Below are 23,852 nucleotides of genomic sequence, written 5' to 3'. Positions count from 1 at the left end.
AGTTGTACCTTGTTAACTTGTGCCCCGTCTTCTCTGTTCCTCTTTCGTCTTCTTGTTGTGACATGAATGACATAATGGAATTAGATTATCTTTATCTAATCGTTTGCTCCAATCATCTTTTAACTCTATGATATGGTCTACTACATTAGCTTGTTGATAGTATCCTTGTCTTAAACATTCCTGACATAGATAATCATACTCAAGCATTACTGACTTTCTTGTGTTCTTCCATTGTTTGCTTTGATAGAATTGTATATATGTTTTGTCTCTTTCGTTTCTATATCTTTCATAATCTTTATTACTTTGATTAATTAATTCTTTATGTTTCTCACAATATTTATTTCTATAATCAATTAGTTCATTACAATTATTCTTATTACATTTCTTTTTAGGAATTGAAATCACATTCTTTCATATTGATAAAGTTCATCATCAATATAATATTTAATTATTGTTCTATCATTCTCTTCTCTTACTTCTTCAATCATGCAATCATTTAAATCTATTTCATATAAAGCTTTGTTTGTTTCGTATTCAATATCATTAACAGAATGAATTATCCTTACTCTTAACTTACTATCAACTAAACTTAAATCTCTTTGTGTCATTAGTATTATCATTCCTTTATACTATTGTATTATGTATATGTTATATATAAGTATTACTTTATGTATTACCCCAATGACTACTGTCACTGAGGTATCTAGGAGGTTCTTTGTATGTCTATATTAGGAGGGTATAGATATACCTGTGTTATAACACCCGTGGTTATTAACACGTGACATTATACAGGGTGTGTTACTTATGACCTATCTGTATAAGCCCACCTATTAATAAGGCATAGGTATTATGTATAGGCACATTGTTATGTACCCTGTGTGTATTAGTCTAGGTGTTCCTTGTATGCTCCCGTCTTGATTACAAGGATAACCATTGCTATAAATATAACTGCCCATACAATACTTGGTGCAAATACTATCCACCATGAGATACTAATAAATCCTAGTAGCTTTAATGTGATGAGTAGCATTGTAAATAAGTGTAAGTACTTCATTATGTTCCCTCCTAATTGTTCTATACTTCTATCTTCTTATAGTGTTCGTTTAAATATTCGGTATCCATTAGCTCACCTTTGTTACTAACCCATTGATAAACTGTAAATTCAAATGGGACAAACGTAGGATAAATGATAGCAACCTCTCCAGCTTTAAAATGAAAGTTTGTTTTAATACATTCATATGTGTAGTTTTGTAAACTCATTTATTAATCCCTCCTAGTTACTATCCTTGATATGGTTTACCTGTCTGGTGGCAATCCTGACACGATAGTAATGTTGTCTTAGGTGTATCATCACTAAACGCTATATGTTTCTCTACATCAAAACTCTTACACCTTGCACATTGGTAATGTGTCTCGTAATTCTTATAGTCATTATGTTGTATAAATTTCCTGTTATCTTCATCAAAATTACTCATGATATTACTGTCCCTCCTATGAGCCATATATAGCCCATATTCACGCATGTAATGTATATGAGACCTATCATACCTAAAAATGATTTATGGCTTACTGTGAAGTTATATGAGCTTAACTGAGTGATTAGGGATTGTAAGTAATAGACTGATACAAAATAAATAGCCCATGCTACTATTGAAAGTAATGTCATAGGCTAAATCTCTCTGCTCATACGAATATCAATGGTTAATCTGTCTGTTGCTTTGTTGTAATCAAAATCTATATCGCTGTTTGTTTCGATTTCATAATCATCTACAATACCCTTCTGATAAATAAAGGACTCTAACTCATCTGTGATATGCTCATATGTTTTGTTTCTATTATCATTTAATTTATTCATCTTATCTCTGAATATACGCTCATTGTTGCAACACCAATCATCTGTTCTAATAAATCTTGCACTCATTATAGGAACCCTCCAAATGTATCTGTATCTTCTTGTAACTGAGCAATTTCAATAATCAACATGACAGCCATATCTTCATCTAAATCATATGACTTAATAATCTCTACTGTTTCTTTACTTGTTGGGTCATTTAATATTCCTTTTTTTACTTCTTGATAAATACAATCCTTAACATAAACCTGTTTAAATAGCTTTTTATTATCTCCCATATATAGACCTCCTACAGTCATTAATATTATAGTATTACTTTTATTTTATACTTGAGTATTACCTTTAGTTATCAAATGAGTTATTGAATATATATAATGTATCATCATGTATATAATCGTCCAATAATTGATTATATAGTTGTGAGTACTCTTGTCCTGTTAGATAGTACTCTCCATATAAATCATTAATACGCTGTATAATCTCTTCATGTTGTACCTGTGTAATATAATTATCTTCTTTATTTAATTCCATTATCCTCCCTCCTTTATGTAATGGGTATTATGTATAGTTATTTATTATGTATATATGTCTCTCTCTACTTATATTATAGGTAGTATATACACTGATAATTAATACTATATGCTTACTCTATTACCTATAATAAAAAAGAAATAGATATTACACATACATTTAGTACATTCCATATAATTACATATAGATATTATTACTTATACTATTAGATACTGTATTACTCTCAACACTCTTACTACTTTAGGCTTACTCTTTATAATAGATATTACACGTTCTTTTAGTACACATAATTAAAAAATAGATATTACCCATACATTTAGTACATATATAATAAATAATAGTGTTATAAACCCGGCATTTTAAGATAATTATAATGTCTCTATCCCTTGAGGCTCTAAGGGTTAAAGGGTATTGATTGTAACCTACCCTAGTACTGGATATATGATAATATCACGTACTAGGATACCTTTAATTATAATTACTGTAAGCCTTGAGAGAGTAAGAGTTAAGCCTTATTGAATAGTTTAAAATGCCGACTTTTATTACTATATGTGATTAGTACTAACAGGGTGCCAAACCTTACAAATAATAAAAAGAATAAAAAACTTTACTAAATCTTATTGACTATTCCGTTAGTTGTTGCTATATAGTAGTGAAGAGTGGTAAGGCAAAATAAGACGTTTTAAGAGCATATAATAGTTTTATGATAGATAATACCTATTTCATATTACATGAGCAAATAGGAGCTAATATATAGTCAGCTGAGCGTACTACAATCAAACTACTACATAACTAAAAAAGATTTCTATATTACTACGTAAAGTAGGCTTGAAATGACTTATATAGTAGAGATATAAAAATAATTTAAAGTTTTAACACAAGAATACATAAAATCGGTGTATGGGTTTCCTATTATATAGTGTAGGGGAAGTTGTTAGCCTTTACTCTGAATGAAATTTAATAAAATTCCTTTCACTTTCTATTTTTATTTTTTGTTTGAGTACTAGCCAATCAGGGTTAGTACTTTTTTTAATAGGTGAGAGGTAAGTATAGATTTATCTACCTAACTTAATATAAATACAAAGGAGAACAATATTATGAGACAAGACAATATTAGAAATGAATTTACACAATGGCTAGAGGATAATGATTATCCAACTATTAGAAGAGTTACAGATAGAATAGGAATTAATTATATTTATTTTATGCATTGGAGAGCTGGGAGAAAGAATTTTAGTGACGAGAAGTTAAAGAAAGTAATCAATCATATTAGGAAGTAAACACTTAATCAAAATGGTTAGGTGTTTTTTAATACAAAAAATAAGACAAGGGAGCAATTTATAATGACAAACGTAATTAAATTTAAATCAGAGGTTAAAGTAGTAGAACAAAGAGAAGTATTAGGAAAAGATTTTAAAATGTATGGAACAGTTGAGGAACCATTATTCTTAGCTAAAGATGTTGCTGAGTGGATTGAACACAGTCAGCCTACTAGAATTGCTAACTTAGTAGATGAAGATGAAAAGCTGATGTGCACTATAAGCACCTCAGGTCAAAAACGGGACGCATGGTTTCTAACAGAAGACGGTCTATATGAAGTATTAATGCAATCACGCAAACCAATTGCTAAATCATTCAAGAAGAAAGTTAAAGAGATTCTTAAAGACGTTCGTAAGCATGGTATGTATGCTACAGATGATGTAATCAATACAATGTTAGATGACCCGGATACTATGATTACTCTATTAACTAATTACAAGGAAGAAAAAACTAGAAGACTAATAGCTGAGCAACAAGTACAAGAATTACAACCTAAAGCAACTTACTATGATTTAATCTTAGATAGCTCAGATACTATGACAGCTACACAGATATCTAAAGATTATGGTATGAGTGCACAAGAATTTAATATATTACTTAGTAATTTAGGTATTCAATACAAGCAATCAGGACAATGGTTACTATATAAAGATTATCAAAGTAATGGTTATACACAATCTAAATCATTTAAGTATCCAAAAAATGATGGAACTGTAGGAGTTAACTTATCGACTAAGTGGACACAAAAAGGAAGATTATTCTTATACGAGTTTTTAAAAGATAATGGAGTTTTACCTAGCATTGAACATACAGCTTAACCTAAAGCCCTATTCTATAGGGTTTATACATATATCAATAAAAAATAATTAACATTTTACACTTTTGCTATTAAAAAGGGTACCTTTTTAGGTTCTACTCTTATATTAATAGATGTAAGGTTATTAAAAACTAAAAAAGAAAGTAGGAATAGAAACATGAAAGATATAATTTATTTAACGGTAATATTCATATTCATTTGTACAGTATCAGTATTCTTAAGTTGGGTTACACCAGTTAGTTATTGGGGTTATATATTTACTTTAACAATTAATTGGTATGTTTTAGTGACGTTTAAAGAATATTTAACTAATAGATAATGTTACAAATATTTCATTTATATTACAATTATGTAACAAACAACTTTTACGTGCAATTATATGTTATAATTATATTAATTTAAAAGAATGAGTGTAACAACTCATTAACAGGGAGGGAATAAGCTATGAGTAGAACTCTAAAGGCTAGGAACTCGAGACTAAGATTTAAATTTAAATTGTGGCATTCACAGAACTATGCACCAAACATTAGACGTGTAGCCGAATCAGCTAATATGTCTTACGGTGTTTTAAGATTATTTATTTCAGGTCATAGAGACCTAGGAGAAATGAACCTCGACAAACTAGAGGAATTTCTAGACAAACAAACAGAAAAACAAAAAATAACTAACTAAGAAAGAAAGGAAGTAAAAAATTGAATACAGAAATCATTCAGAAAATGAATGAGCTGATGATTACTTATCGAAAAGCTTTTGTTAAACAAAAAGCTGACGGTTCTTATTCAAAAGTTACTCATTACAACCTGAATGATGGAACGATTGAACAACATTTAAAGGGCAAAGAAACAATTGGGATATATGCTAATGAAGTATCGAGCTTCATATGCTTTGATATAGACACTAAAGAAGATGCTGAAAAAGATTGTAGGCAACTAGTAAACACTTTAGTTGATAGATTTAACTTTAGTAGAGATGACTTACACATTTCAACCTCAACAAATAAAGGAATACACTTACACATTTATTTCACTGAGGTTGTTTCAATCAACATACTAAAAAGATTCTATCATGATGTTATAGACAAAGCTGGTTTTACTACCGACCAAATTGAAGTTAGACCAACCAAACAAGCTTTACGCTTGCCTTTATCTATTCATAAACTGACTGGAAAGAGGACATGGTACTTAGATAAAAACACTTATAAACCTATTGAAAGCTTTGAGCACATACTTACAATTAATGCTATTTCACCTGAGGTCATTAAAAATGAGTATTGTGAGTTTAATCCTTTCATCATTAGCAAGGAAGAGTACAAAGAATTTGAAGAAATAACAGGCTCAACTAACTTTAGCACACAAGAAATTGAGGACAACATAGAAAATGTAGAGTTTGTACTTAGAAATAACCATCTGAGATTTGCTCATTCTAGAAATGACACTACATTATTCCTATCAATCTACTTAAAAGATAGATACGGATATACACAAGAGCAAACACAGCAAACTATTACAAACATACTATTAAACACAAAACAAACAAAACCAATGTTAATTAGTTCCTCAGAAAGTTTTATTCTTAAGGAAACTAAAAGAATAGTTAAAGTAGTTTATGACAATGACTACAAACTTAAAGCTAGAAGTAAAGACGTAATAATCACTAAAGACGAAGTGTTAGATATATTGAGTATTAAAGAATTTCATTTGAAACAACTATACTTAATCCACTTAGTACAAAGTAAAAGATACGCTAAAAATAACGGTGAGTATTATATAACTTATGAAACAATGAGTAATATGGGTGCTACTAAAAATACTAAAAGCTTAGCAAATTATTTGAAAGAACTAGAGATTAGAGAACATATCCAAGTAGTACAGCGTAGAGTTTGGGATTCAGAAAGAATTGTAGCCGAGGGCAAGGCAGTATATAAACCGAACATATATAAGATAAAAAAAATCTTTAATCAAGATGTTGACAGCATCAAGATTAAAGATAATGACAAGTTAGATTTAGTTACTTTCTTGAAGAGCTGTGACGAGCAATTTCAAGAGATAGATTTGAAAAGTTATTTACCTAGAAAACAACTTGAGAAAGTTAAGAAAGCTGTTTAGGTTTCTATATTCACCTAATATATTAGCAAAATGGCTGAGGGTTGTAAAGCCCTTAGCCTCATAATTTATATTTATCTTAAAAAAGGTTAAAGAAAACCTAATTATACATTAACATACTAAAACCTAAAATAAAACGTAACATTTTACACTAAAATCGGGAAAAGTGAAAAGTTGTCTTATATTAAGTATAGGAAGAAAAAGATGAGTTAATAAAAAGCTCATCTAATTTTATAACTCTTTTATATAAATAACAACATATCTTCCCAATTATAATATTAAAGCAAAATGACAAGTAAGTCAAACAAAAAAACTAAAATTAGAAAGCAGGAAATCATTATGACAAAGCAAATTATTAAGGACGCACATTTTCAATCACTATTAGAAGGAAGAGTAATAAGAAAGTTTGATGAATCAGCTACTAAAGAGTATTACGTAAGTATTTATGGGAACTTCTATTCAAGACTTAAGAGCAATGGGAAAGTAATTCAAATGAAAGTAGTAGTAGATGGACAAGGATACTTAAGAACAAATATCAAAAACAAAACAACTCGTGTACATGTGGTCGTTACAGAGACATTTATTAGACCACGTAAGAAAGGTGAAGTTATTAACCATAGAGATTCAAATCGTTTGAATAATAATCTTAATAACCTAGAAATCGTTACTCAATCAGAGAACGTACAACATGCTTGGGACATGAAGAGAAGAAAAGTAGCAGGTAGAGGTAAACGTGGTTTGACAATGGAACAAGCACAAGAGATTAGAAAGCTACACAAAGAAGGTAATTCATTTAATGGACTAGCTAGACAGTTTGAGTGTACGCCATCAACTGTTAAGCAAATCGTAGAAAATAAAACTTATATTTTTAAAGACATTTCATAAAAAAGTATAGATTACCAATATTCAACTATACATCAAGTAATACAAAAAATCAAGGATAAACGAAGGGAATTAACACACAATGAAACAAAACATACAGGACTTATTTAACTATCATTTTGAATACGGAACAAGGGACAAAGATAACACAGTGAACTCAATAATCATTGTTAAGGGGTTACAATCTCAAGCTACTAAAGAACAAAAGGACTTAGCTAACTTCTTTAGAGCTATTAAGAAACGATACGGTACAAGCTTAGAGTTCTACAATACTGAGGATATGGTACAAGAGTTTGCTCACCTATTCTTAGATGGGGCAACTAAGCTAGAGCAATTAGAAAGTTTAGATTACTTACTAGATAATCCTACTGTATATAAAGAACGTATTAATTATATCTTTAGTAACATTACAAATGAGTTTAAATATATAGCTAACCCACAATCGGAAACGATTGTAACTGATACAGGCAAGAAACATATTGATATACAAATGGGTAGTATTGACGTTCTTGTAAGCAATGATGAGGGAGAAACTGAGTTATCTAATCTATTAGCACAAGATACTAACCTATTTAGTGCTAAGGATTCACACCACAATCACTTTATACAATGGGTGTTAGACAATAGAGAGACTATCCTAACAGCACGTCAGCTAGAGGTATTTAATTACCTTATGGTTAACTACATTCCATTAACAGATAGAAAAGAAGATACATTATCTAAGAGACAAGAAATGTTAAAAGAGATTGGTTTAACAAGTAACAGCTTAAATAGTTCATTCAAAGCTATCAAAAAGAAATGTATGAAAGCTTATGAAAAAGAGTTCCAAGGTATCTATCACGGTCACTCACACAATGGACGTATGAACTTGCACGATATGTTAGAGAGTTATGTAGAGTTTGCTGACAGTAACAAGTGGATAGACCAGGAGGAAAGACGTAACACGTTAACATATGATATCGCTAGTCACTTTGATTATGAGGATTATGAGTTAATCATTACTAAAGGCTTAACGTCTAAACAGAAACAAGAAATTGTTAAAGGTATTAATGATAAGGACAAGGAGCATTACCCACGTAAGATTAGTCATAAGGTATTAAGATTAATCAATAACAATATTAAAGATTATTTAAAAGAGAATGAGGACAATGTTATAGAGGCTAGTTTCCCTGAGTATGGATATAAAGAGAACCCACTAGCTGGATTAGCAATTGTACCTAGTAATAATTTATCAATGACAGCAACGGGGCTAATCACATACAAAGATAAAGAAGGCAATGAAAAGTTAGCATAAAAAAGAGACCTATTAATTTAGGTCTCTATACATAATTACCATTTAAATCTAAAGAACGAACAACTATTTTATAAGGGGTTTGTACCTCACCTATTTTTAAATCACATTGAGGACAAATTGCTGATTGCGTATCTGTTGTCGATATTTCGTTCTTCAGTATTATATTTGATATAGTAGTGCAATTTTGACATTGAACTTCACCAGGATTTACTTTTCTCACATAGTCACTTACTTTCTTTATTATTTATTTTTAGGTCTACCTGTTTTTACAGATTGGTCTTCTATTGATTCAAACCATTGTTCAATACTTTCTACGTTGTCACCTTTAGCTGTAGAAAGGAATCTAAGTTCCCGACCTCTATTATCTTGTTCAATACCATAAGTTTCACCGTTTTCAGTGAACATATAATAGTTGTGATATATCTTACCTACTTTAGATTTTTTGTGTTGCACCTCTGGTATTAAGCCTTCTTGTGATTCATATTCATCTAAGAATGATTGGATAGCATAGTTAACTATCTTACTTTTAACACCTTTTGATAATACGCGTCCTTTGTTTACTTCCTCGGGGCTCATATTTTTAGTTAATTCTGAACCTAAACCATTAGTAGCCTCTATATAAGCCACTAAGTAATCTAATGTTTGAATAGTTTCATCACTAATTAAATAAGTTGAACGTGTATGTGTATCTGAAATGATTGAGCTGTTTTGTCTTTTATCAGCGTAATCTTTTAATTTATCTTTAACAGTCTTTGTATCAGTATTATCTACTGTATCAAATGTTTCTACAGTTTCCTCTTCACCAAATAACTCATTATTCATAGCCTTACACCTCTTCATCTATTAATTTTTTTAAAGCTGATTTAAGCTTGTTTATCTTATTACTGTTTACTAATAGATTGTTTTCCATCATCTGATTACTTACCTCTATTGAGTTGGGTAATGGTCTAGTAAGTTCAATACCTTGTTTGCTATCAACAAACTTCTTAAGTTCATCATACACACTATTGTGTAGCTTAGAATTTTTAACCATCATACTAGGAACTATCTTAATCTCAGTTTTAAGATTTAACTTTCTAATATCGTTAACCACTGTCATAAGATTAGCTGAGCTAAATTTATCAAGTATTGTAGGTATCATGACTAAATCACTAGCCACATAAGCTGATTGTACAGCTGTAAGTTTAATACTTGGTGGCGTATCAATGATTACATAATCGTATTCCTTATAAACTTCTTGTAGTAGCTTTTTAATAGCTAACTTATCCACGTTTAAAGTTGATATCTTAGAGCTACCAGGTATGTAATCTACATTCTTGAAATTTGATTCTTTAATAGCATCTTTAATAGAAACTTTATGAGTAAGCACGTCATATATTGTGTGCTCGTCACGTGACGTTCTGTAGACGCTTGTTGCGTTCTTTTGTTCATCTAGGTCTAATCCTAACACTTTATACTTTAAGCCTTTTCTGCCTGCTGTATTGAGTGAGAGAGTGGACTTACTAGAGCCACCTTTAGCCGAACTATATACTACAACTTTCATAGGTATACCTCCCTATTAACTTTTAGTAATACTATAGTTAGAATACCATATCATAATGAAGTAATCAATAATACACATACTTGAGTAAAACATAAAAGAAATATAAGAATATTAAACAAAAGTAATACTTAGGTATTGACTTTGTATAATAACTAGTGTATAGTACTATATATAAGGAACGGGAAAACAAATACATGGAGGTTTTACAAATGAAACTTAAAAATTTAAACAACTACACTCACCAAGAACTTACAGACATTATCACTCAAGTTAAAGCTTACCTACAGTACACAGGAGAAGAGATGGCAACAATCACACTTGTTAACTACCAAGAACAAACAGATGATGAACAAGAACCTGAAACACACTACGAAATATATGAGTCGAAGATAGACATTGAAGAAGAGAGCACATACAATGAAGTTATGGAACAAGCAATCTACAGTGAGGAACTTGTTAAAACTTACAAAACTAAAAAAGGATTATTACAAGCAATGTTAAATGATAAAGATATAAAGGGTTCACGTTACAGAATACATTCAATAATATAAAATAAAGGGGAGGGCAAACCTCCCTAATAAATAATTGGAGGAATTTAAAATGAACGAACAAAAAACATTTGATTTCTTAACAGAAAATTTTGAAATGGTAACAATTGATAATGGACAAAATACGGTTATAACTTCTAAGGGTATTTACAACGTAACAACTTTTGAAAATGATAACTACTATACTGTTATGAAAGATGACCAAGATGTTGTTAACTTTAAAGAATTAAACGAATTACTTAATTACATTAATTAAACTTTAATAATAAATAAGTGGAGGAGTTAGAATGAAAGAATTTAATTTACCACAGCTTATACAGTATGTTTGGGATAATGATTTGTTTAACACAAGGTTTACAAGTAAAGATAAGAATACAGTTATTGAGTTCTTTGAAGAAGATGATTGGGACGTATACGGTAATGACTGTAAGAAATCTACATTATTTAATCTAAGTGATATGGAAAGAATTTAACCAGGAGGGATTAGATGGATAAACGTGAAAAGGAATCTATAATTGGTCTCATTGTTTCATTAATAGCTATTATGGAGGAAACTACTGACGATAGTACGAAAGATAGAATAGATGAACAAATACATCAGATTATGAAAGACTTAAATTTAACCTGGGACGATATGTAATTATTGTCCCTCACAATTGAATAGGGAGGGTAGAACATGACAGATGATATTAAAATGTATCTTGGAATGTTTGGATTAGGGATATGGTTAGCACTTACCTTTGCTATAGGCAATGGTACATTTTTTTAAGCTATCATAAGTAATACTCAAGTATTAAATATAATTAATACTAAAAATTTTTATGAATAAATATTCAAGTTATGAAAACGGTGAAAATCGGGAAATACCTGTTAAATATAGGTTGTATATTTTATGCATAAATGAAAGTCATTGTAATATTACAAAGTCTAGATTTACCAAGGGATAGAGGAAAAACTTTAGTTTACATAATTAAACCTTATAGGAACTAAAAATTTATACTCTATACACGATATATAACTTTCTAATTAAATATAGTACAATTAAAATAAAAACATGGAGGTTGTTTTTTATGACAAAATTAACATTTAAGGATAAGACAGTTATAGAACCTGATTTCTTTAACCACATTCACAAGACTAAAAAAGATGAATACAAAGCATTACCTATAGAAGAAAAAAAGGCTATTCTTGATAAATTTGCTAAGTTTGCACCATCTGAGAAAGAGGCTTTTAAACGTGAAAATAAAGATTTAGTTAAATTACAGCTTAAAAATCCTAACTTAGATATTACCACCGATTATACTGAATGTACTTACAGACCAATTACTGCTAGAAACTTTGATACTATTGAAAGACTAAGTAAAGAGGCTGACAATCCTAGATTAACAGAAAAACAGAAAGAAAATCTATATATTCAGATTGAAAGAGCTAAGACAGGGATTTTATTAAATCAAACGGGGAAAAATGATAAAAGTTATGAGAAAACAGTAGATTTTGTTGAGAAAACAGAGAAGTTTACCGAAACAATGGATAAAGTACAGCAAGTTGGTAATAAAATGACACGCAAAGGTGTTAAACTTACAGCTATGGTTTGGACACCATTACCTTATGTAGGATATAGCGTAATCAAAAGTGCACATAAAGGAAAGAAACAACAAGAGGTAAAAATAGTACCTGAAACTAACAATGGTGAATCTGAATTAGTTGGAATGGTTAAGGCTATAGATACAGCACTTAATAATGGAACTATTGAGAAGGAACAAGCCAAAGAAATATTAAACGATTACATTAATAATAAGTATTAATATAAGATGACCTGCCTTAATTGGTGGGTCTTTTTTTGCCTTGAAATAGAACATACGTTCGTATAATATTGTATATAAAGGAGCTGTTAGATATGAAAATTATTAACGACAACATGCCTGAGCCATATTGTTATGAGACAGATTATAGAAAAATACCTAAGGAATATCTTAATCCACGTATTCCTCAAGGAAGAGGAATGGTGAAATGGGCTCCAATGGCAACTATACCTAAACAATATGAAATGATTAATCAGCATATCAAAGACCAAAATAAAGTAGATAAACCTGAGTTAGATGAAATGGCTCTATCAGATTTGAATAATGTATTGTTAGAAAAGTTATTCTACAATCCTACAGCAACTATTAAATATTGGGAAAATGGTTATTATAAAAAAGTTGAATGTGAGATTAATAAGTTTGATAGTGAGCGTAACGTTCTGCAAGTTTTAAATGAGAATAATAAGAAAATGGATATAAGTATCGACTGTATAGTAGAAATTGAATAAAAAGAGAGTTTTACCGTTCACTCACGGGCTCTCAGACGACTTGAGAAATGTTTTTGCCTACCATTACCCACTAACTGTTGTCTGAGAGCTTACAGTTATTGGTATTATCATTGGAATAGTGGCTAAGTATTTGGAATTCTAATATTTTAAATTTATGTAAGTAAAAAATTTATATTTTCAAACGTTTAAGTATCAACGATTAGGAAACATATTGATAAAGTCAACCCTATTACATATAAGAATTTTTAGCTATTATGAGTGTTATCAAGCATTATTGATGATATAATAGCCTTATAAAAATTAACGAGCTTATTGATTGCCTATATTTTCACCGTGCCTTATTAGACCATGGTGAAAGGGGTGATTGTATGGGCTTAGACGTAAGTATACACCTAGATATATATTTAACATTAAAGATTACTTACACAGTAACATTACCTGTTACTTTCTATTTATTGCTTAAAAAAGACAATAAAAAATAGTCGAATGTGCTCCAACACAAACGACTAACAATTCAATAAGCCATGGTGAAATATAGTAGTTAGACTATAGCCTTAATTTTTACACTCAGTATCCCTAGAAAAGTGCTGAGTGTTTTTTATTACAACTAAATATTAACACACAATATTCTAAATTGACAACATTAACATTTGACGACAAATAAAAAAGGACTACCCTACAATAGTAGAATAGCCCTCAACCAATTTAAAACATATCTATAGAATTAACTGTCACAAGTAACAATTAACTACTTCCATTTAATAGTTCCGAAATACTTTTCATTCTTAATTTTTTCTTGTTTGTCTGTAATCTTACATACAGCACAGTAGAAATATCCTGCTCCTGGATTAGTTGGGTATTTAAATTTAACCCACCAGTATCCATCTTTCTTAGTTACTGATACAAAGTCTACCCAATCATTTTTAGTGAATAACCATGAACCTTTATCTACAACTGAACCATTTAATCCTGGTTGTTTTCTAACCTTAATACCCGTTTTAGGTGCGTTAGGGTAGAAACGACCTTTCCATGCCCAAGTAATCTTCTTAGTTGCTGGTTTTTTTGCTGGTGCTGGAGCTATAGTTCCACCACTAATAGCTTGAGCAATGTCCTTAGTATAAGCTTGTAGATTTTTCTTGATGTAATCCATATCTTTCTTACTTGTAATGAAACCTAGCTCTACTAATCTGTAGTTAACACCCATTAGCTTAGCTATATTCACATTAAGTAAGTTATCACGAGCTGTAACACCTCTAATTTGTCCTACATGCTTAACAACAGCCTTTTGAATGTTATTGTCTATAGAATCAGCTTTAAGCCCTGAGCCTATGATTACGTGTCCACCACTAGCATTACCTGTTACAGCATCTAAATGGAACTCAATAACAGCATCATACTTCTGTCTTGATACCCAATACATACCATACTTAGTAGTGTCACCTGTGTTGTAACCATACGCTGTATCTTGGTATAAGTCTTGGCTCATATTAGAACCACCATAATAATCTACTTTATGTCCTGATTGTCTCAGATACTTAGCTACGTTAGGAACAATGTTCTTTCTGATAAAGTCTCTTTCATTTGTTCCGTTACCTACTGCTCCAGGGTCATTGTTCATATATCCTTTACCGTGACCAGCTACAAGTAATATTTTCATTTTTTTCTTAGGTGTAACTTTATTAACTACTTTCTTAGCTGTCTCTTTTGCTTTAGTAGTCGGTTTCTTTTTAGGTGTTGCTTTCTTAACATTAGGTACAATAAAGTGAGTACAACCATAGTAGTTATCCTTACGTCTAATAGGCTTTTTATTAGCTAAGCCATTCCAGTTTTGTTCCAATACATTCATTGTATTAGTGTTAACTGTGCCATATACAATTGCTACATGTCCCCATTGATTATATGTTGGTGAACCTGTTCTATAAATAGCTAGTGAGCCCACAGGTGGTACTGTTGATGGGTTGTTAGGGATAATCTTGAAATAACCTTGAAAGTTATTATTGATTAAGTCTCTAGCATTGCCCCACATACGTACTTTGTTATCTGTAAACCATAATACATAGTCTATAGCCAAGTCAGCACATTGTGCATGAGCGTATCGGTCAACGTCAATTGCTCCCTTTTCCATAGGTAAGAAATTGTTATCGTAATGTGTTCTCTTAGTAATCCTATAAGGGCTATTAACATTACCAGCTCTATATGCTCTTAACCTAGCGTTAATTTGGGCTTGTGTTTTAGCCATAATATCTTTCCTTTCTCATATAAAAAAGAGACAACCATTATTGGTTGCCTCCTATTTCTGTATGGTCATTATTTACTTTTGCGTTGATTGCTTGCCCTGTTGCTTTAGCATATTTCTTTTCAGCTTTATATTTATCTTTCTTCTCATCAGCCCATTTAGCCTCTTTTGTGATTGGGTTGTTCTTCCACCATGCCCAAATAGTAGCTACACCTAAGAAAGCCATATTAATAAAGTTACTTAGTTGCTCCTCGTCTAACGGAATAACATCATAACCGAACATAGCTAATCCTGAGTTAATTAAAGCTAGTGCTAATACAATCATTCTTGTTAATGTTCCAGCATCTATATTTTTCATTTATCTTTCTCCTTAATGTATTTATCCAACGAGTAAAGGAGCAATTACTTTAGCTAATACGCCTACTAAACTAATTACAGCTACCACAATAGTCCCTAATAACCCCTTACTCATTTTCTTTTCTTCTAATCCTACGTTTAGAGCTACTGTTTTATCATTTACAGCATTTTCTACTTGAGTTATTTTACCTTCTACTCTTTCAAAACGTTGGCTAGTAACTGAATTAGTTTCTTTCATTTCATCTACTAGATTGTCTAATGATTTAACTAAGCCATTTATACTTTCTCTACTTGCCTTATTCTCAGCTATAGACTCTGTAGTAATCCTAACCATTTCAGTGTGTCTATCGTTAAACTTCTCTTCAATGTTATCTACTTTATCGTCAAGTTTCTCTACTCTACCGTCTATCGTATTAATCCTCTTATTAACGTCTGTTATTCTGTCTGTGAGGTGTTTTATTTCTTGAGTTGTGTGATTTTCCATAATTGGGTTCCTCCGACTAAGACTAAAATAAATTGGATAACACCACATAAGAGCATAAAGTAATAGGTTACAAACAGGGTAGCTCCTGCTGTGGCTATCACACCAAAAATGATATGGATAATACCAGCGCCTAGAGCACCTAACACCAAGAACATATAACCCGTTGCACCTTTAAAAAATATACTGAGTAGTAAGGTTATTGAGAACAACATAAATAACCACCCTAATGTATTCATATCTAGATAATTAGACATACTGACATATAGGTGAGATACATTCTCTAGTCCTTCTGTGCTCATAGTTATCCAATCCCAAGAACGTAGTACACCGTTACCAACTAATAAGACAATAAGTAGATTAGAAAATAGCTCATAAGGGTTAATATTAGCTAGAGAAACTAGTAATTTTTTCATCTTGCACCTACTTCCTACAAAATAAAAAGCACTGAATTAATCAGTGCCTTCCGTTGGATATTTTTTTCCTGTAATTAAAGCATATTCTTCTTTATCAATCACTCCTTTTTCAACATACCAGACCATATCTTCAGGAGTATATACGTTCCAACCCCACTGAGTTTTTAAATCTTCAAACTTAGGGAATATCAAGTTCATATTATTTTTCCTCCTTTTTAAGCGTTTCTAGTTCTTTAGAAACCTCTGTTAGTTGCTTAGTGATAGATGCATTTTGCTGTGCTAATTGAGCTATTGAAATATTAGCTTGAATTACTTGTTTTTGTAACGAGGTAAACATTGTCCTTACTTCTTGGTCTGTACTATTAGAAAAATCAATATCATTATTTATAGGAGGCTCTTGAAAGATATTATCTTCTTCAACGTAATAAGGGTTTCTTTTAATAACCCCGTCAGAGTATATAAAGAATTTAGGTTTGAAATAGAATATAAAATCTTCGGGGTATTCATTAACTTGTATACCGTTATCAAATCCACCTACTAGAGCAAATGATAATATTTCATTTTTATCATTAAGTAATATTTCCATTAGTTCCACCCCTCTATTCTCATAACTGTTATATTGCCTTCTTCATCTTTCCCTGTTGCTCCCGTTTTAAGATTGTTAAATACTTCATTAGAGATAATAAACTTAGTATTGCTTTCTTTTGTTAGAATTGCCTCATAAACTTTTAATGTTGAACCATCTTCATCAGTTAGATTTGATGCTGTTAAAATAATATTGTTATTATTAGGAAGATTATTATCATTTACAACAGTATCTATTCCTCTAGGAGATTCAAAAGTAACAAATAGGTATTTATAGTTTTTATGAGATTCTGATAAGTTGATTGATGTTCCCATTCCTTTAGCATTACCTTCAAATAATACTTTCTTTTGAGTAGATAATTTTTCATTAGTGTATTGATTAGCATCTGTTAATGTTTCATTAGCACGTTGTTCAGCTGAATTTTTAGTTTCCACTTCTTCGTCTAGTGGTAGTGAAATCATTTCCTTCCAGCCACTGTCATTACCTTTATGAATATTTTTTTGAAATGTTTGCCCTGTATAGCTTAAAACAGCTTTTATTTGTTTTACGTCATCAAATGATGTAGTAACGTCTATATTCCAATAACTCCCAGCAGTATCACTACCTATTGGAGCATTTTTAACTCTCCACATTTGATAATATCCACTTTCTAAATTTACAGGGTCAATATCAGATACTCTTATTCTATCTCCGTTACTCTGTGTCATTTTATGTTTTTGCCATTCTTTAGATTCACCTTGAGTGACAACCTCACTGTTTAAAACACTATCTTTAAATTCTTGGTGTTTATCGTCCATATATTTCTTATCATCATCAAACTTGTTTGAGTATGTTTTAGCTTTGTTTTCTAACTCAGTTATCTTTGCATTAGCCTTATTATTCAACTCTTCAATACTAGAAGTTCTAGCTATTTCTAAATCACTTAAACCTTGTTCTTTAGCTTGTTTTAGTTGAGAAACATAATCTTCTGAGTTTGCCATTTGTTCTTCGATAGCGTTAAGTCTCTCAGTTAAAACAGCTTGTAATTCATCATACTCTACAATGTATTGAAGTTTAGTTTCTGCACTAATTTGGCTTATAATTGATTGCTCAATACCAAACGACAAAATACGTTCAGCTACAATTACATTTGAATTACCTTTTTCAGATATGAAGACTTGCATTGTAACCGTACCCTCACGTTTTAACAGTTCATTAGGAATATAATATTCAAACTTTCCATTGATATCGTGCTCAGTAAAATGTAGTGTATCTTTAATAAAAGAACCGTCACTATGTTTTAAAGCAATATGACCTAAAACATTTTCCTCACTTAATAACAATGGTTTACTATTTTTCGTGACATTAAATATAAAAACAGCTGAATCTCTATCAGCTGTTGAAAATTTAATATTTAAATCTTGTTGTTTTTGATACCTTGCTGTGTTCTCCATGTTTAATATTGTTTTTTTATCTAAATTACTTGCCATTATTTAACTTCCTCCCCGACAAATCTATACCAGCCTGTTGTATCCCCATTTTTTTTATAGTTTCTATAAAGTATTTGAGTACTAGCGTTTGAATTGTTACGGACAACTCTGTGCATGTATCCGTTGTTTTCACCTTGCTCAATATGAATAACCCAACCAGCAACATTTTTAAGACTAGTAGGAAAATCTGTCATTCGTTTAGTATCTTCCGTTGTCATGTAGTAAGTCATACCGACTATATTTAAATCTTTTAGCTTATTAATGTGAGAAGGTAATCTCTCCATATATCCAGCTGTTTTAGGAACATAGTTCCACGGGCTTATACCATTTCTATCATCTTTACGTGAAACAAAACGCTCAAATGTCAGCATGTTTCGACTATAACTATTTCTTATTAATCTTTGTAAAACATCTCCGTTTGATTGAGAAGGTTCTACTTGGAAGAACCAGCCAGCGTCTCTTTGCTTTTTATCTAATGGGAAATCATCAATATTTCTTACATGTTCTGTGTAAAGGTAATAATAACCTGGTGTAGTAATTTTTGATAATAATCTTAAGTTATCAGGGTCTAAAGGTAATGGTTTTACTCGTCCACCTGTGTCTGTTAAAGGTGTTGGGATGCCACGAGAATGTAATTGCTCTAATACGCCACGTTGAGCCACACCATATATTTTATGAGTTCTGTTTCCTGAGCCACCTACTGAGAACCCTATTAACAATGCTTTTCTACCTTCATTATCATAGTATACTTGCATACCTTCGGGCTCTGAGAAGTCACCAGGATAAAACCCACCTTCTCCACCGTAATTAATTTTAACTTGATACTTTTGTTTACCTGTCTTGATATCAAATGCTGTAAGATAATTATCTTTCTTAACATCTGATACACCACTAGACCAATATAAAGTGTTCTCATCAAATCCCGCACCCTGCATTGGTTGGTCTCCACTTGCAATATTCAGGGGAATATCAAATTTATACAACACGTTATCTACTCTTTTATCTATGTCATCTAAATCTCTTATTTCCACATAGTTTCTTGAGTTTCTTGTATTCCATTCACTTTTAGGATATTCAATTCTAAATAAGATTTTATTTTCTTTCTCATTTATAATTGGTGTCATGTATCTACCGTCACTATATCCTGTAAATACTTCTTCCATACCATAAGTTCCGTATGCTATCTCAACATTAGGCGTATATTTAAAGCGTACAATTTTATGAAGTCCTTCATTATCCCAAACATGAGAGTATATCCAGAGGGCATCATTTATATATCTATAACCATTATGAGTACCATGACCACCACCTACAATAAGGCTACTATCCACATACTCTCCATTAGGTTTTAGTCGTGTAAGCATATAACTGTCGTCTTGTTGAGCTTGTGTCATATACACTAACCCTGTCCTATTGTCGAACCAAAAACTCTGCATAACAGTATTTGTTAATGGGCTTAAATCTGTTACATATAAAAATTCTTGTTTTTCAGGTTCGAAACGATTTTCTGCTTTAAGAATCTCATCTTTAGCTTGATTGATTTCCTCTATACTTTCCTCTTTGTTGATTTTAGTTCTTTCTTCCCAAGCGTTAATATGTTCTTTTAATGTTTGGTAAGTGTTACCAAATAAGTCTACTCTAGCCTGTACAATCTCATTAGCACTATTATTTCTTGGTGCTAGAACTAATCTATTAATTTGAGATTGTAAATCATTAAGGGTATCCTTAGAATTTCTAGCACCATGTTGTATTTGGTCTGTTGTATGAGCGTTTTTTTCTTCTGTTTTATGATAATCCATATCTTTTTTATAATGGTTAATTTCTTCTAATATATATTTAAAGTTACTAACCATCATTCTTCTATATTCTTGTCCCAATTCTACTGGGAAATTAAGGTAATACATTATAGTCCTCCTTTAAGAGATTCAATTTCTTGTTCTAATTCAATAACTTTATTTGATAAATAATAATTGTTGTTTTCTAAGTAGTTTAATCTTTGTGCTAATTCATCAGGCAATCCTATAACATAATCAACATGAGCCACTGGAATAAAAGTCTCCCCATCTTTATCTTTTAAATATCTAACCTCTGCTTTAATCTCCAATTAGAACACTCCCTACTGAATCGGAATAATTTTCTGTTGAAACAACTTCTACTGTTCTTCTTGCTCTTTCTTTTAAAACAAAATTATTCATGTTCTTTATTTTCATACTTTCTTGTAGTTGAATTTGTAAAATATCTTTACTAGCATTACTGAACTCAACTTCTGTTGGATAAGGTGTAAGGGGATGTGATTCAACAATTTTTACAACTTTTAGTTCTGTATTGTATCCTAAAGGTTGGTGAATAAATCTCACTAAGTGATTTTCTTGTATTTGATTATTCATAATATAGTGCTTATCATCAGCACTACCTAAATAGTTTGTAGCTACTTCTACAATAGGCTCATCTTGCAATTCTTTTATCATTTTGCTCATTAACTCGTCTTTATTAGTTGATTCATCATCATATAAAGTAGGAGCCTCTAAATGACCAAATGTGTCATAGTTAGGTGATGTATAAGTAGCTTTAGTATGGTAAACGTCCTCACCTTTCAGTACTGCTGTAAGGTTTAACACCGTAGCCTTTTCAGTTCCTACATACATACAAGGTTTTGAATTTTTATAATCAACACCAGCTTTAGCACCTTTAAATACTGCTTTGAATGTGTGCTTACCTTTTGACAGTCCTGTTTCTAATACTATTTTTTCTGTTACAGCGTTCTTGCTATAGCAATCAAAAATGCCTTTGCTTGCACCGTCAATAAATACTTCTAACATGCCACCTTTTGACATTTTTTTAAGAGACCATTCTAATCGTTCATTGCCCCATTTACATGTGAAATCAGCTGAATAACTAGCTCCAACACTTTCTGTACGCCACGTGCCTTCTTTAATAAAAGAACCACCAAACTTAAGGTTTGATGGTTTCAAAGGGTTGTAATTTTTAGTTTCTGTTTTTGTTTTTTTCTTTCCATATCCACGTACGATTGTTTTTAACTCTTTAGTATCTATGTTTACTTGCACATCATCATTATTGTATTTATAAATCAGAGGCTCATCTGAATACTTATAAAAGCTTTCTTCATCATAAATATATATCTTTTTGTTATCTGCAAAATAGATGTATCCAAATAGCTCAGCACCTTCTACAAGTGCCTCCAGGACATTCTTTCCTCCCATATCTTCAATGGGAACACGATTATGGAACTCTCCTACTAATTCATATTTAAAGCCTAACTTGTTATTTCTAAATATATACTTTAAATATTCCTCTACTGAATAATGAGGGATTACTTCTTTTTCATTATCACTATTTAAATTTTCATCTTCTAAATCTTTGTCTATATAGCAATGTTGCAAGTCCATATATATATGTTTAGCCTCTATTTCATTAGATAGTATTAAGCCATCATATTTGTGTTGTGTATTTTTAATTACGTAATATTGGCTTTTCCATAGTAAATACATTTCATTTACAATCGTGTCAAAAATATCACTATTTTCACTTGATTTAAAAATTGTAAAACTTATTTTTCTTTCGTTATTTCTTTCATACTCATACTTAAAAGATTCATAATCAAAATCTGTCAGTATTTCCCCAAATTTTGAGTTCTTATCAAGTAGTATTAACGATTCCATTCTTCCACCTACCTAAAAATGTAATTGAACTTCCATTTAGTCTCGATTGACTTAATATCATCATCTTCAATTTTAATTGTGTTGTAACCTGGTGCTAATGTTAACCATTGCCAATTAGTATGAATGCCTACCCTGTTCCCATCTAGTAATGGGTGAACACCTTGCAATATTAACTTTTTTCCAGGTGTCAAAGGCTTTTTATAATGGAAATCATCTTCTGTTGTTAAGTTTCTTATTTTTATTCCATTAGGAGCATCTGCTATAATTTCAATTTGTAGTTTATGTTTTAATAAAGGGTTTATTGTATCGTTTGAACCATTGTATATTTCAAAGTAGTCCGTATTATGAGTATATTTAATAGAATCATCAGCCACTGCTACACTCTCAAATTGCCATCTACCATTTTTCAAATCAAACTCACTTGTATCGTCTAAGCTTTCTGAATAACCTTTATAGACTACAAAATTCACTTTAAAAGTTGCTAATTCACTTGTTAAATCTTCATTCTCTGAACCATCACAATATACTGCATATTTTTTGCCAGGAGCATCACTATGCCAAACATAATAAGGTTCCCTTCTAAAGAATAAACCTCTTAATTTTTGTTTTAACAATAATAAGTCATTATTATCTACACCTCTAAAGGAAAAGTTTAAAGCCAAATTAAAAGGGTCAAATGTTATTGACCCTAATAGAACACCATCAGTTCCCTGTATTTCTTGTGTGAATACTCTTGGTGAAACACTTTCTTCTTGAAAATCTAGATATTTTAAATCTAGAATACTTGTCACATCAAAACTAAAATTTTCATTAAATATTTTTACTGCTTTTTCCACTTAACGTATACCTCCTAAATTATAGGCTATATCTTTTCTTCTCTTACCTTGAGCTGTACTTACATCTCTCTCACTAAATCCAGCTTTATCCTCTATACCAGCATTAGACATTGCAATTTGAGTTAGTAACTCTATCTGCTTATTCTGTGCTTGTAATTGTTGTGCCATCATTTGCAATATTTCAGTATTATCATTATATTGTACTTGAGTATTACCATTTGATAGTTGGTTAGGACGTTTATTTCTATTCTTATTGCCTTGTACCTTATTAGATGCATAAGCTAATAGTTTCATAGCGTCAGTGCTACGTTTAGGATTAGTTGGTATAACTATTTCCTCGTGTTTCTCTTCTGTTAAGTTATATAGTCCAGGGTCTTTAATTACGCCACCTGTAGCATAACCATGTCCTTTACCAATAACGTTTAACATACCGTCAGCACCATAACGTCTCTTAGCATATCTAATACCAGCTAATAGGTTATCAAGACCATTCTTAATATTGCCATGACCTTTAAACTTGTTAGAGTGGAATGTTGGTGGTTTAACTTGTACTAGTCCTGTTGCTCTACCTTCATTGTAGCCGTCTGTACC

35 protein-coding genes are annotated in these 23,852 nt (G+C 31.1%); 13 read left to right on the top strand and 22 right to left on the bottom strand.

What is annotated here, in order from left to right; all coding sequences use genetic code 11:
- Positions 1-12: 12 nt before the first annotated feature.
- The 8 genes from LQ682_RS14260 to LQ682_RS13000 form a co-directional block, all read right to left on the bottom strand.
- On the bottom strand, positions 13-405 hold the full coding sequence (locus LQ682_RS14260) for an HNH endonuclease (RefSeq protein WP_239724548.1): 393 nt from the start codon (positions 403-405) through the stop codon (positions 13-15).
- Positions 402-608, bottom strand: a complete 207-nt coding sequence (locus LQ682_RS13030; RefSeq protein ID WP_239724547.1) for a hypothetical protein — start codon at positions 606-608, stop codon at positions 402-404. The genes LQ682_RS14260 and LQ682_RS13030 overlap by 4 nt, the downstream gene beginning before the upstream one ends.
- Positions 609-883: 275 nt before the next feature.
- On the bottom strand, positions 884-1,054 hold the full coding sequence (locus tag LQ682_RS13025; protein ID WP_239724546.1) for a hypothetical protein: 171 nt from the start codon (positions 1,052-1,054) through the stop codon (positions 884-886).
- A 20-nt stretch (positions 1,055-1,074) separates the two neighbouring features.
- Entirely contained in the window at positions 1,075-1,260 is a 186-nt protein-coding gene (locus LQ682_RS13020; protein WP_239724545.1) for a hypothetical protein, read from the bottom strand.
- Between the two features lie 20 nt (positions 1,261-1,280).
- On the bottom strand, positions 1,281-1,475 hold the full coding sequence (locus LQ682_RS13015) for a hypothetical protein (protein WP_239724544.1): 195 nt from the start codon (positions 1,473-1,475) through the stop codon (positions 1,281-1,283).
- A 194-nt stretch (positions 1,476-1,669) separates the two neighbouring features.
- Positions 1,670-1,921 (bottom strand): hypothetical protein, encoded by a 252-nt coding sequence (locus LQ682_RS13010; RefSeq protein WP_239724543.1) that lies wholly within the window; start codon positions 1,919-1,921, stop codon positions 1,670-1,672.
- Complete coding sequence (locus LQ682_RS13005; protein WP_239724542.1) at positions 1,921-2,130, bottom strand: hypothetical protein; 210 nt, start codon at positions 2,128-2,130, stop codon at positions 1,921-1,923. Before LQ682_RS13005 ends, LQ682_RS13010 begins: the two co-directional genes overlap by 1 nt.
- 64 nt (positions 2,131-2,194) lie before the next feature.
- On the bottom strand, positions 2,195-2,383 hold the full coding sequence (locus LQ682_RS13000) for a hypothetical protein (RefSeq protein WP_239724541.1): 189 nt from the start codon (positions 2,381-2,383) through the stop codon (positions 2,195-2,197).
- Positions 2,384-3,480: 1,097 nt separating this feature from the next.
- On the opposite strand from LQ682_RS13000, the gene LQ682_RS12995 reads away from it, so the two are divergent.
- From LQ682_RS12995 to LQ682_RS12965, 7 genes are all read left to right on the top strand, one after another.
- Positions 3,481-3,663 (top strand): hypothetical protein, encoded by a 183-nt coding sequence (locus LQ682_RS12995; protein WP_239724540.1) that lies wholly within the window; start codon positions 3,481-3,483, stop codon positions 3,661-3,663.
- Positions 3,664-3,726: 63 nt separating this feature from the next.
- Positions 3,727-4,521, top strand: coding sequence for a phage antirepressor (locus tag LQ682_RS12990; RefSeq protein WP_239724539.1), 795 nt, complete (start codon positions 3,727-3,729; stop codon positions 4,519-4,521).
- Positions 4,522-4,677: 156 nt separating this feature from the next.
- Positions 4,678-4,839 (top strand): hypothetical protein, encoded by a 162-nt coding sequence (locus LQ682_RS12985; RefSeq protein ID WP_239724538.1) that lies wholly within the window; start codon positions 4,678-4,680, stop codon positions 4,837-4,839.
- 125 nt (positions 4,840-4,964) lie between these two features.
- Positions 4,965-5,192 carry a hypothetical protein gene (locus LQ682_RS12980; RefSeq protein ID WP_239724537.1) on the top strand — a complete coding sequence of 76 codons (228 nt, stop codon included), beginning with the start codon at positions 4,965-4,967 and terminating at the stop codon, positions 5,190-5,192.
- A 20-nt stretch (positions 5,193-5,212) separates the two neighbouring features.
- Entirely contained in the window at positions 5,213-6,625 is a 1,413-nt protein-coding gene (locus LQ682_RS12975) for a TOTE conflict system archaeo-eukaryotic primase domain-containing protein (RefSeq protein ID WP_239724536.1), read from the top strand.
- Positions 6,626-6,961: 336 nt separating this feature from the next.
- On the top strand, positions 6,962-7,507 hold the full coding sequence (locus LQ682_RS12970; RefSeq protein ID WP_239724535.1) for an HNH endonuclease: 546 nt from the start codon (positions 6,962-6,964) through the stop codon (positions 7,505-7,507).
- 79 nt (positions 7,508-7,586) lie between these two features.
- Positions 7,587-8,798: a hypothetical protein gene (locus LQ682_RS12965; RefSeq protein ID WP_239724534.1), complete on the top strand. Its 1,212-nt coding sequence runs from the start codon at positions 7,587-7,589 to the stop codon at positions 8,796-8,798.
- 240 nt (positions 8,799-9,038) lie between these two features.
- Here the strand turns inward: LQ682_RS12965 and LQ682_RS12960 are convergent, their stop codons facing one another.
- Together LQ682_RS12960 and LQ682_RS12955 are read right to left on the bottom strand one after the other, a co-directional pair.
- Positions 9,039-9,620, bottom strand: a complete 582-nt coding sequence (locus LQ682_RS12960; protein ID WP_239724533.1) for a hypothetical protein — start codon at positions 9,618-9,620, stop codon at positions 9,039-9,041.
- 4 nt (positions 9,621-9,624) lie between these two features.
- Positions 9,625-10,341 carry a ParA family protein gene (locus LQ682_RS12955; protein ID WP_239724532.1) on the bottom strand — a complete coding sequence of 239 codons (717 nt, stop codon included), beginning with the start codon at positions 10,339-10,341 and terminating at the stop codon, positions 9,625-9,627.
- A gap of 209 nt (positions 10,342-10,550) precedes the next feature.
- Here LQ682_RS12955 and LQ682_RS12950 point away from each other — a divergent pair, with 209 nt between their 5' ends.
- From LQ682_RS12950 to LQ682_RS12925, 6 genes are all read left to right on the top strand, one after another.
- A complete protein-coding gene (locus tag LQ682_RS12950) occupies positions 10,551-10,892 on the top strand; it encodes a hypothetical protein (RefSeq protein WP_239724531.1) in 342 nt (113 codons plus the stop codon).
- 49 nt (positions 10,893-10,941) lie between these two features.
- Positions 10,942-11,145 carry a hypothetical protein gene (locus tag LQ682_RS12945; protein WP_239724530.1) on the top strand — a complete coding sequence of 68 codons (204 nt, stop codon included), beginning with the start codon at positions 10,942-10,944 and terminating at the stop codon, positions 11,143-11,145.
- A gap of 31 nt (positions 11,146-11,176) precedes the next feature.
- Entirely contained in the window at positions 11,177-11,362 is a 186-nt protein-coding gene (locus LQ682_RS12940; protein WP_239724529.1) for a hypothetical protein, read from the top strand.
- Between the two features lie 14 nt (positions 11,363-11,376).
- Positions 11,377-11,529: a hypothetical protein gene (locus tag LQ682_RS12935; RefSeq protein ID WP_239724528.1), complete on the top strand. Its 153-nt coding sequence runs from the start codon at positions 11,377-11,379 to the stop codon at positions 11,527-11,529.
- 430 nt (positions 11,530-11,959) lie between these two features.
- Positions 11,960-12,694: a hypothetical protein gene (locus LQ682_RS12930; protein WP_239724527.1), complete on the top strand. Its 735-nt coding sequence runs from the start codon at positions 11,960-11,962 to the stop codon at positions 12,692-12,694.
- Positions 12,695-12,786: 92 nt separating this feature from the next.
- Entirely contained in the window at positions 12,787-13,200 is a 414-nt protein-coding gene (locus LQ682_RS12925) for a YolD-like family protein (protein ID WP_239724526.1), read from the top strand.
- 748 nt (positions 13,201-13,948) lie between these two features.
- Here the strand turns inward: LQ682_RS12925 and LQ682_RS12920 are convergent.
- The 12 genes from LQ682_RS12920 to LQ682_RS12865 form a co-directional block, all read right to left on the bottom strand.
- Entirely contained in the window at positions 13,949-15,439 is a 1,491-nt protein-coding gene (locus tag LQ682_RS12920; protein WP_239724525.1) for an N-acetylmuramoyl-L-alanine amidase, read from the bottom strand.
- Between the two features lie 37 nt (positions 15,440-15,476).
- A complete protein-coding gene (locus LQ682_RS12915) occupies positions 15,477-15,785 on the bottom strand; it encodes a phage holin (protein ID WP_345774113.1) in 309 nt (102 codons plus the stop codon).
- Between the two features lie 30 nt (positions 15,786-15,815).
- Entirely contained in the window at positions 15,816-16,277 is a 462-nt protein-coding gene (locus tag LQ682_RS12910) for a hypothetical protein (RefSeq protein ID WP_239724523.1), read from the bottom strand.
- Positions 16,250-16,690 (bottom strand): hypothetical protein, encoded by a 441-nt coding sequence (locus LQ682_RS12905; RefSeq protein ID WP_239724522.1) that lies wholly within the window; start codon positions 16,688-16,690, stop codon positions 16,250-16,252. The genes LQ682_RS12910 and LQ682_RS12905 overlap by 28 nt, the downstream gene beginning before the upstream one ends.
- Before the next feature lie 36 nt (positions 16,691-16,726).
- The gene (locus tag LQ682_RS12900; RefSeq protein WP_239724521.1) at positions 16,727-16,888 is read right to left on the bottom strand and encodes an XkdX family protein; all 162 of its coding nucleotides are present in this window, start codon (positions 16,886-16,888) and stop codon (positions 16,727-16,729) included.
- Position 16,889: 1 nt separating this feature from the next.
- Complete coding sequence (locus tag LQ682_RS12895; protein WP_239724520.1) at positions 16,890-17,276, bottom strand: DUF2977 domain-containing protein; 387 nt, start codon at positions 17,274-17,276, stop codon at positions 16,890-16,892.
- Entirely contained in the window at positions 17,276-18,745 is a 1,470-nt protein-coding gene (locus LQ682_RS12890) for a BppU family phage baseplate upper protein (protein ID WP_239724519.1), read from the bottom strand. Before LQ682_RS12890 ends, LQ682_RS12895 begins: the two co-directional genes overlap by 1 nt.
- The gene (locus LQ682_RS12885) at positions 18,745-20,649 is read right to left on the bottom strand and encodes a phage baseplate protein (RefSeq protein WP_239724518.1); all 1,905 of its coding nucleotides are present in this window, start codon (positions 20,647-20,649) and stop codon (positions 18,745-18,747) included. Before LQ682_RS12885 ends, LQ682_RS12890 begins: the two co-directional genes overlap by 1 nt.
- Positions 20,649-20,849 (bottom strand): hypothetical protein, encoded by a 201-nt coding sequence (locus LQ682_RS12880; protein WP_239724517.1) that lies wholly within the window; start codon positions 20,847-20,849, stop codon positions 20,649-20,651. Before LQ682_RS12880 ends, LQ682_RS12885 begins: the two co-directional genes overlap by 1 nt.
- On the bottom strand, positions 20,839-22,425 hold the full coding sequence (locus LQ682_RS12875) for a prophage endopeptidase tail family protein (protein WP_239724516.1): 1,587 nt from the start codon (positions 22,423-22,425) through the stop codon (positions 20,839-20,841). Before LQ682_RS12875 ends, LQ682_RS12880 begins: the two co-directional genes overlap by 11 nt.
- An 8-nt stretch (positions 22,426-22,433) precedes the next feature.
- The gene (locus tag LQ682_RS12870) at positions 22,434-23,261 is read right to left on the bottom strand and encodes a phage tail domain-containing protein (RefSeq protein ID WP_239724515.1); all 828 of its coding nucleotides are present in this window, start codon (positions 23,259-23,261) and stop codon (positions 22,434-22,436) included.
- The coding region (locus LQ682_RS12865) for a lysozyme family protein (RefSeq protein WP_481817272.1) at positions 23,262-23,852 on the bottom strand (591 nt) is incomplete at its 5' end.

The sequence above is a fragment of the Mammaliicoccus sp. A-M4 genome, assembly GCF_022386955.1.
GTDB lineage: Bacteria > Bacillota > Bacilli > Staphylococcales > Staphylococcaceae > Mammaliicoccus > Mammaliicoccus lentus.
Note: the sequence above shows the minus strand (reverse complement) of the source record. Positions and strands in the feature narration are given on the sequence as shown.

Excerpts from the sequence above, each read along its gene's own strand:
- LQ682_RS13030 (WP_239724547.1), bottom strand. The coding sequence starts at position 608 with ATGACACAAAGAGATTTAAGTTTAGTTGATAGTAAGTTAAGAGTAAGG.
- LQ682_RS13025 (WP_239724546.1), bottom strand. The coding sequence starts at position 1,054 with ATGAAGTACTTACACTTATTTACAATGCTACTCATCACATTAAAGCTA.
- LQ682_RS13020 (WP_239724545.1), bottom strand. The coding sequence starts at position 1,260 with ATGAGTTTACAAAACTACACATATGAATGTATTAAAACAAACTTTCAT.
- LQ682_RS13015 (WP_239724544.1), bottom strand. The coding sequence starts at position 1,475 with ATGAGTAATTTTGATGAAGATAACAGGAAATTTATACAACATAATGAC.
- LQ682_RS13010 (WP_239724543.1), bottom strand. The coding sequence starts at position 1,921 with ATGAGTGCAAGATTTATTAGAACAGATGATTGGTGTTGCAACAATGAG.
- LQ682_RS13005 (WP_239724542.1), bottom strand. The coding sequence starts at position 2,130 with ATGGGAGATAATAAAAAGCTATTTAAACAGGTTTATGTTAAGGATTGT.
- LQ682_RS13000 (WP_239724541.1), bottom strand. The coding sequence starts at position 2,383 with ATGGAATTAAATAAAGAAGATAATTATATTACACAGGTACAACATGAA.
- LQ682_RS12995 (WP_239724540.1), top strand. The coding sequence starts at position 3,481 with ATGAGACAAGACAATATTAGAAATGAATTTACACAATGGCTAGAGGAT.
- LQ682_RS12990 (WP_239724539.1), top strand. The coding sequence starts at position 3,727 with ATGACAAACGTAATTAAATTTAAATCAGAGGTTAAAGTAGTAGAACAA.
- LQ682_RS12985 (WP_239724538.1), top strand. The coding sequence starts at position 4,678 with ATGAAAGATATAATTTATTTAACGGTAATATTCATATTCATTTGTACA.
- LQ682_RS12980 (WP_239724537.1), top strand. The coding sequence starts at position 4,965 with ATGAGTAGAACTCTAAAGGCTAGGAACTCGAGACTAAGATTTAAATTT.
- LQ682_RS12970 (WP_239724535.1), top strand. The coding sequence starts at position 6,962 with ATGACAAAGCAAATTATTAAGGACGCACATTTTCAATCACTATTAGAA.
- LQ682_RS12965 (WP_239724534.1), top strand. The coding sequence starts at position 7,587 with ATGAAACAAAACATACAGGACTTATTTAACTATCATTTTGAATACGGA.
- LQ682_RS12960 (WP_239724533.1), bottom strand. The coding sequence starts at position 9,620 with ATGAATAATGAGTTATTTGGTGAAGAGGAAACTGTAGAAACATTTGAT.
- LQ682_RS12955 (WP_239724532.1), bottom strand. The coding sequence starts at position 10,341 with ATGAAAGTTGTAGTATATAGTTCGGCTAAAGGTGGCTCTAGTAAGTCC.
- LQ682_RS12950 (WP_239724531.1), top strand. The coding sequence starts at position 10,551 with ATGAAACTTAAAAATTTAAACAACTACACTCACCAAGAACTTACAGAC.
- LQ682_RS12945 (WP_239724530.1), top strand. The coding sequence starts at position 10,942 with ATGAACGAACAAAAAACATTTGATTTCTTAACAGAAAATTTTGAAATG.
- LQ682_RS12940 (WP_239724529.1), top strand. The coding sequence starts at position 11,177 with ATGAAAGAATTTAATTTACCACAGCTTATACAGTATGTTTGGGATAAT.
- LQ682_RS12935 (WP_239724528.1), top strand. The coding sequence starts at position 11,377 with ATGGATAAACGTGAAAAGGAATCTATAATTGGTCTCATTGTTTCATTA.
- LQ682_RS12930 (WP_239724527.1), top strand. The coding sequence starts at position 11,960 with ATGACAAAATTAACATTTAAGGATAAGACAGTTATAGAACCTGATTTC.
- LQ682_RS12925 (WP_239724526.1), top strand. The coding sequence starts at position 12,787 with ATGAAAATTATTAACGACAACATGCCTGAGCCATATTGTTATGAGACA.
- LQ682_RS12920 (WP_239724525.1), bottom strand. The coding sequence starts at position 15,439 with ATGGCTAAAACACAAGCCCAAATTAACGCTAGGTTAAGAGCATATAGA.
- LQ682_RS12910 (WP_239724523.1), bottom strand. The coding sequence starts at position 16,277 with ATGGAAAATCACACAACTCAAGAAATAAAACACCTCACAGACAGAATA.
- LQ682_RS12905 (WP_239724522.1), bottom strand. The coding sequence starts at position 16,690 with ATGAAAAAATTACTAGTTTCTCTAGCTAATATTAACCCTTATGAGCTA.
- LQ682_RS12900 (WP_239724521.1), bottom strand. The coding sequence starts at position 16,888 with ATGAACTTGATATTCCCTAAGTTTGAAGATTTAAAAACTCAGTGGGGT.
- LQ682_RS12895 (WP_239724520.1), bottom strand. The coding sequence starts at position 17,276 with ATGGAAATATTACTTAATGATAAAAATGAAATATTATCATTTGCTCTA.
- LQ682_RS12890 (WP_239724519.1), bottom strand. The coding sequence starts at position 18,745 with ATGGCAAGTAATTTAGATAAAAAAACAATATTAAACATGGAGAACACA.
- LQ682_RS12885 (WP_239724518.1), bottom strand. The coding sequence starts at position 20,649 with ATGTATTACCTTAATTTCCCAGTAGAATTGGGACAAGAATATAGAAGA.
- LQ682_RS12875 (WP_239724516.1), bottom strand. The coding sequence starts at position 22,425 with ATGGAATCGTTAATACTACTTGATAAGAACTCAAAATTTGGGGAAATA.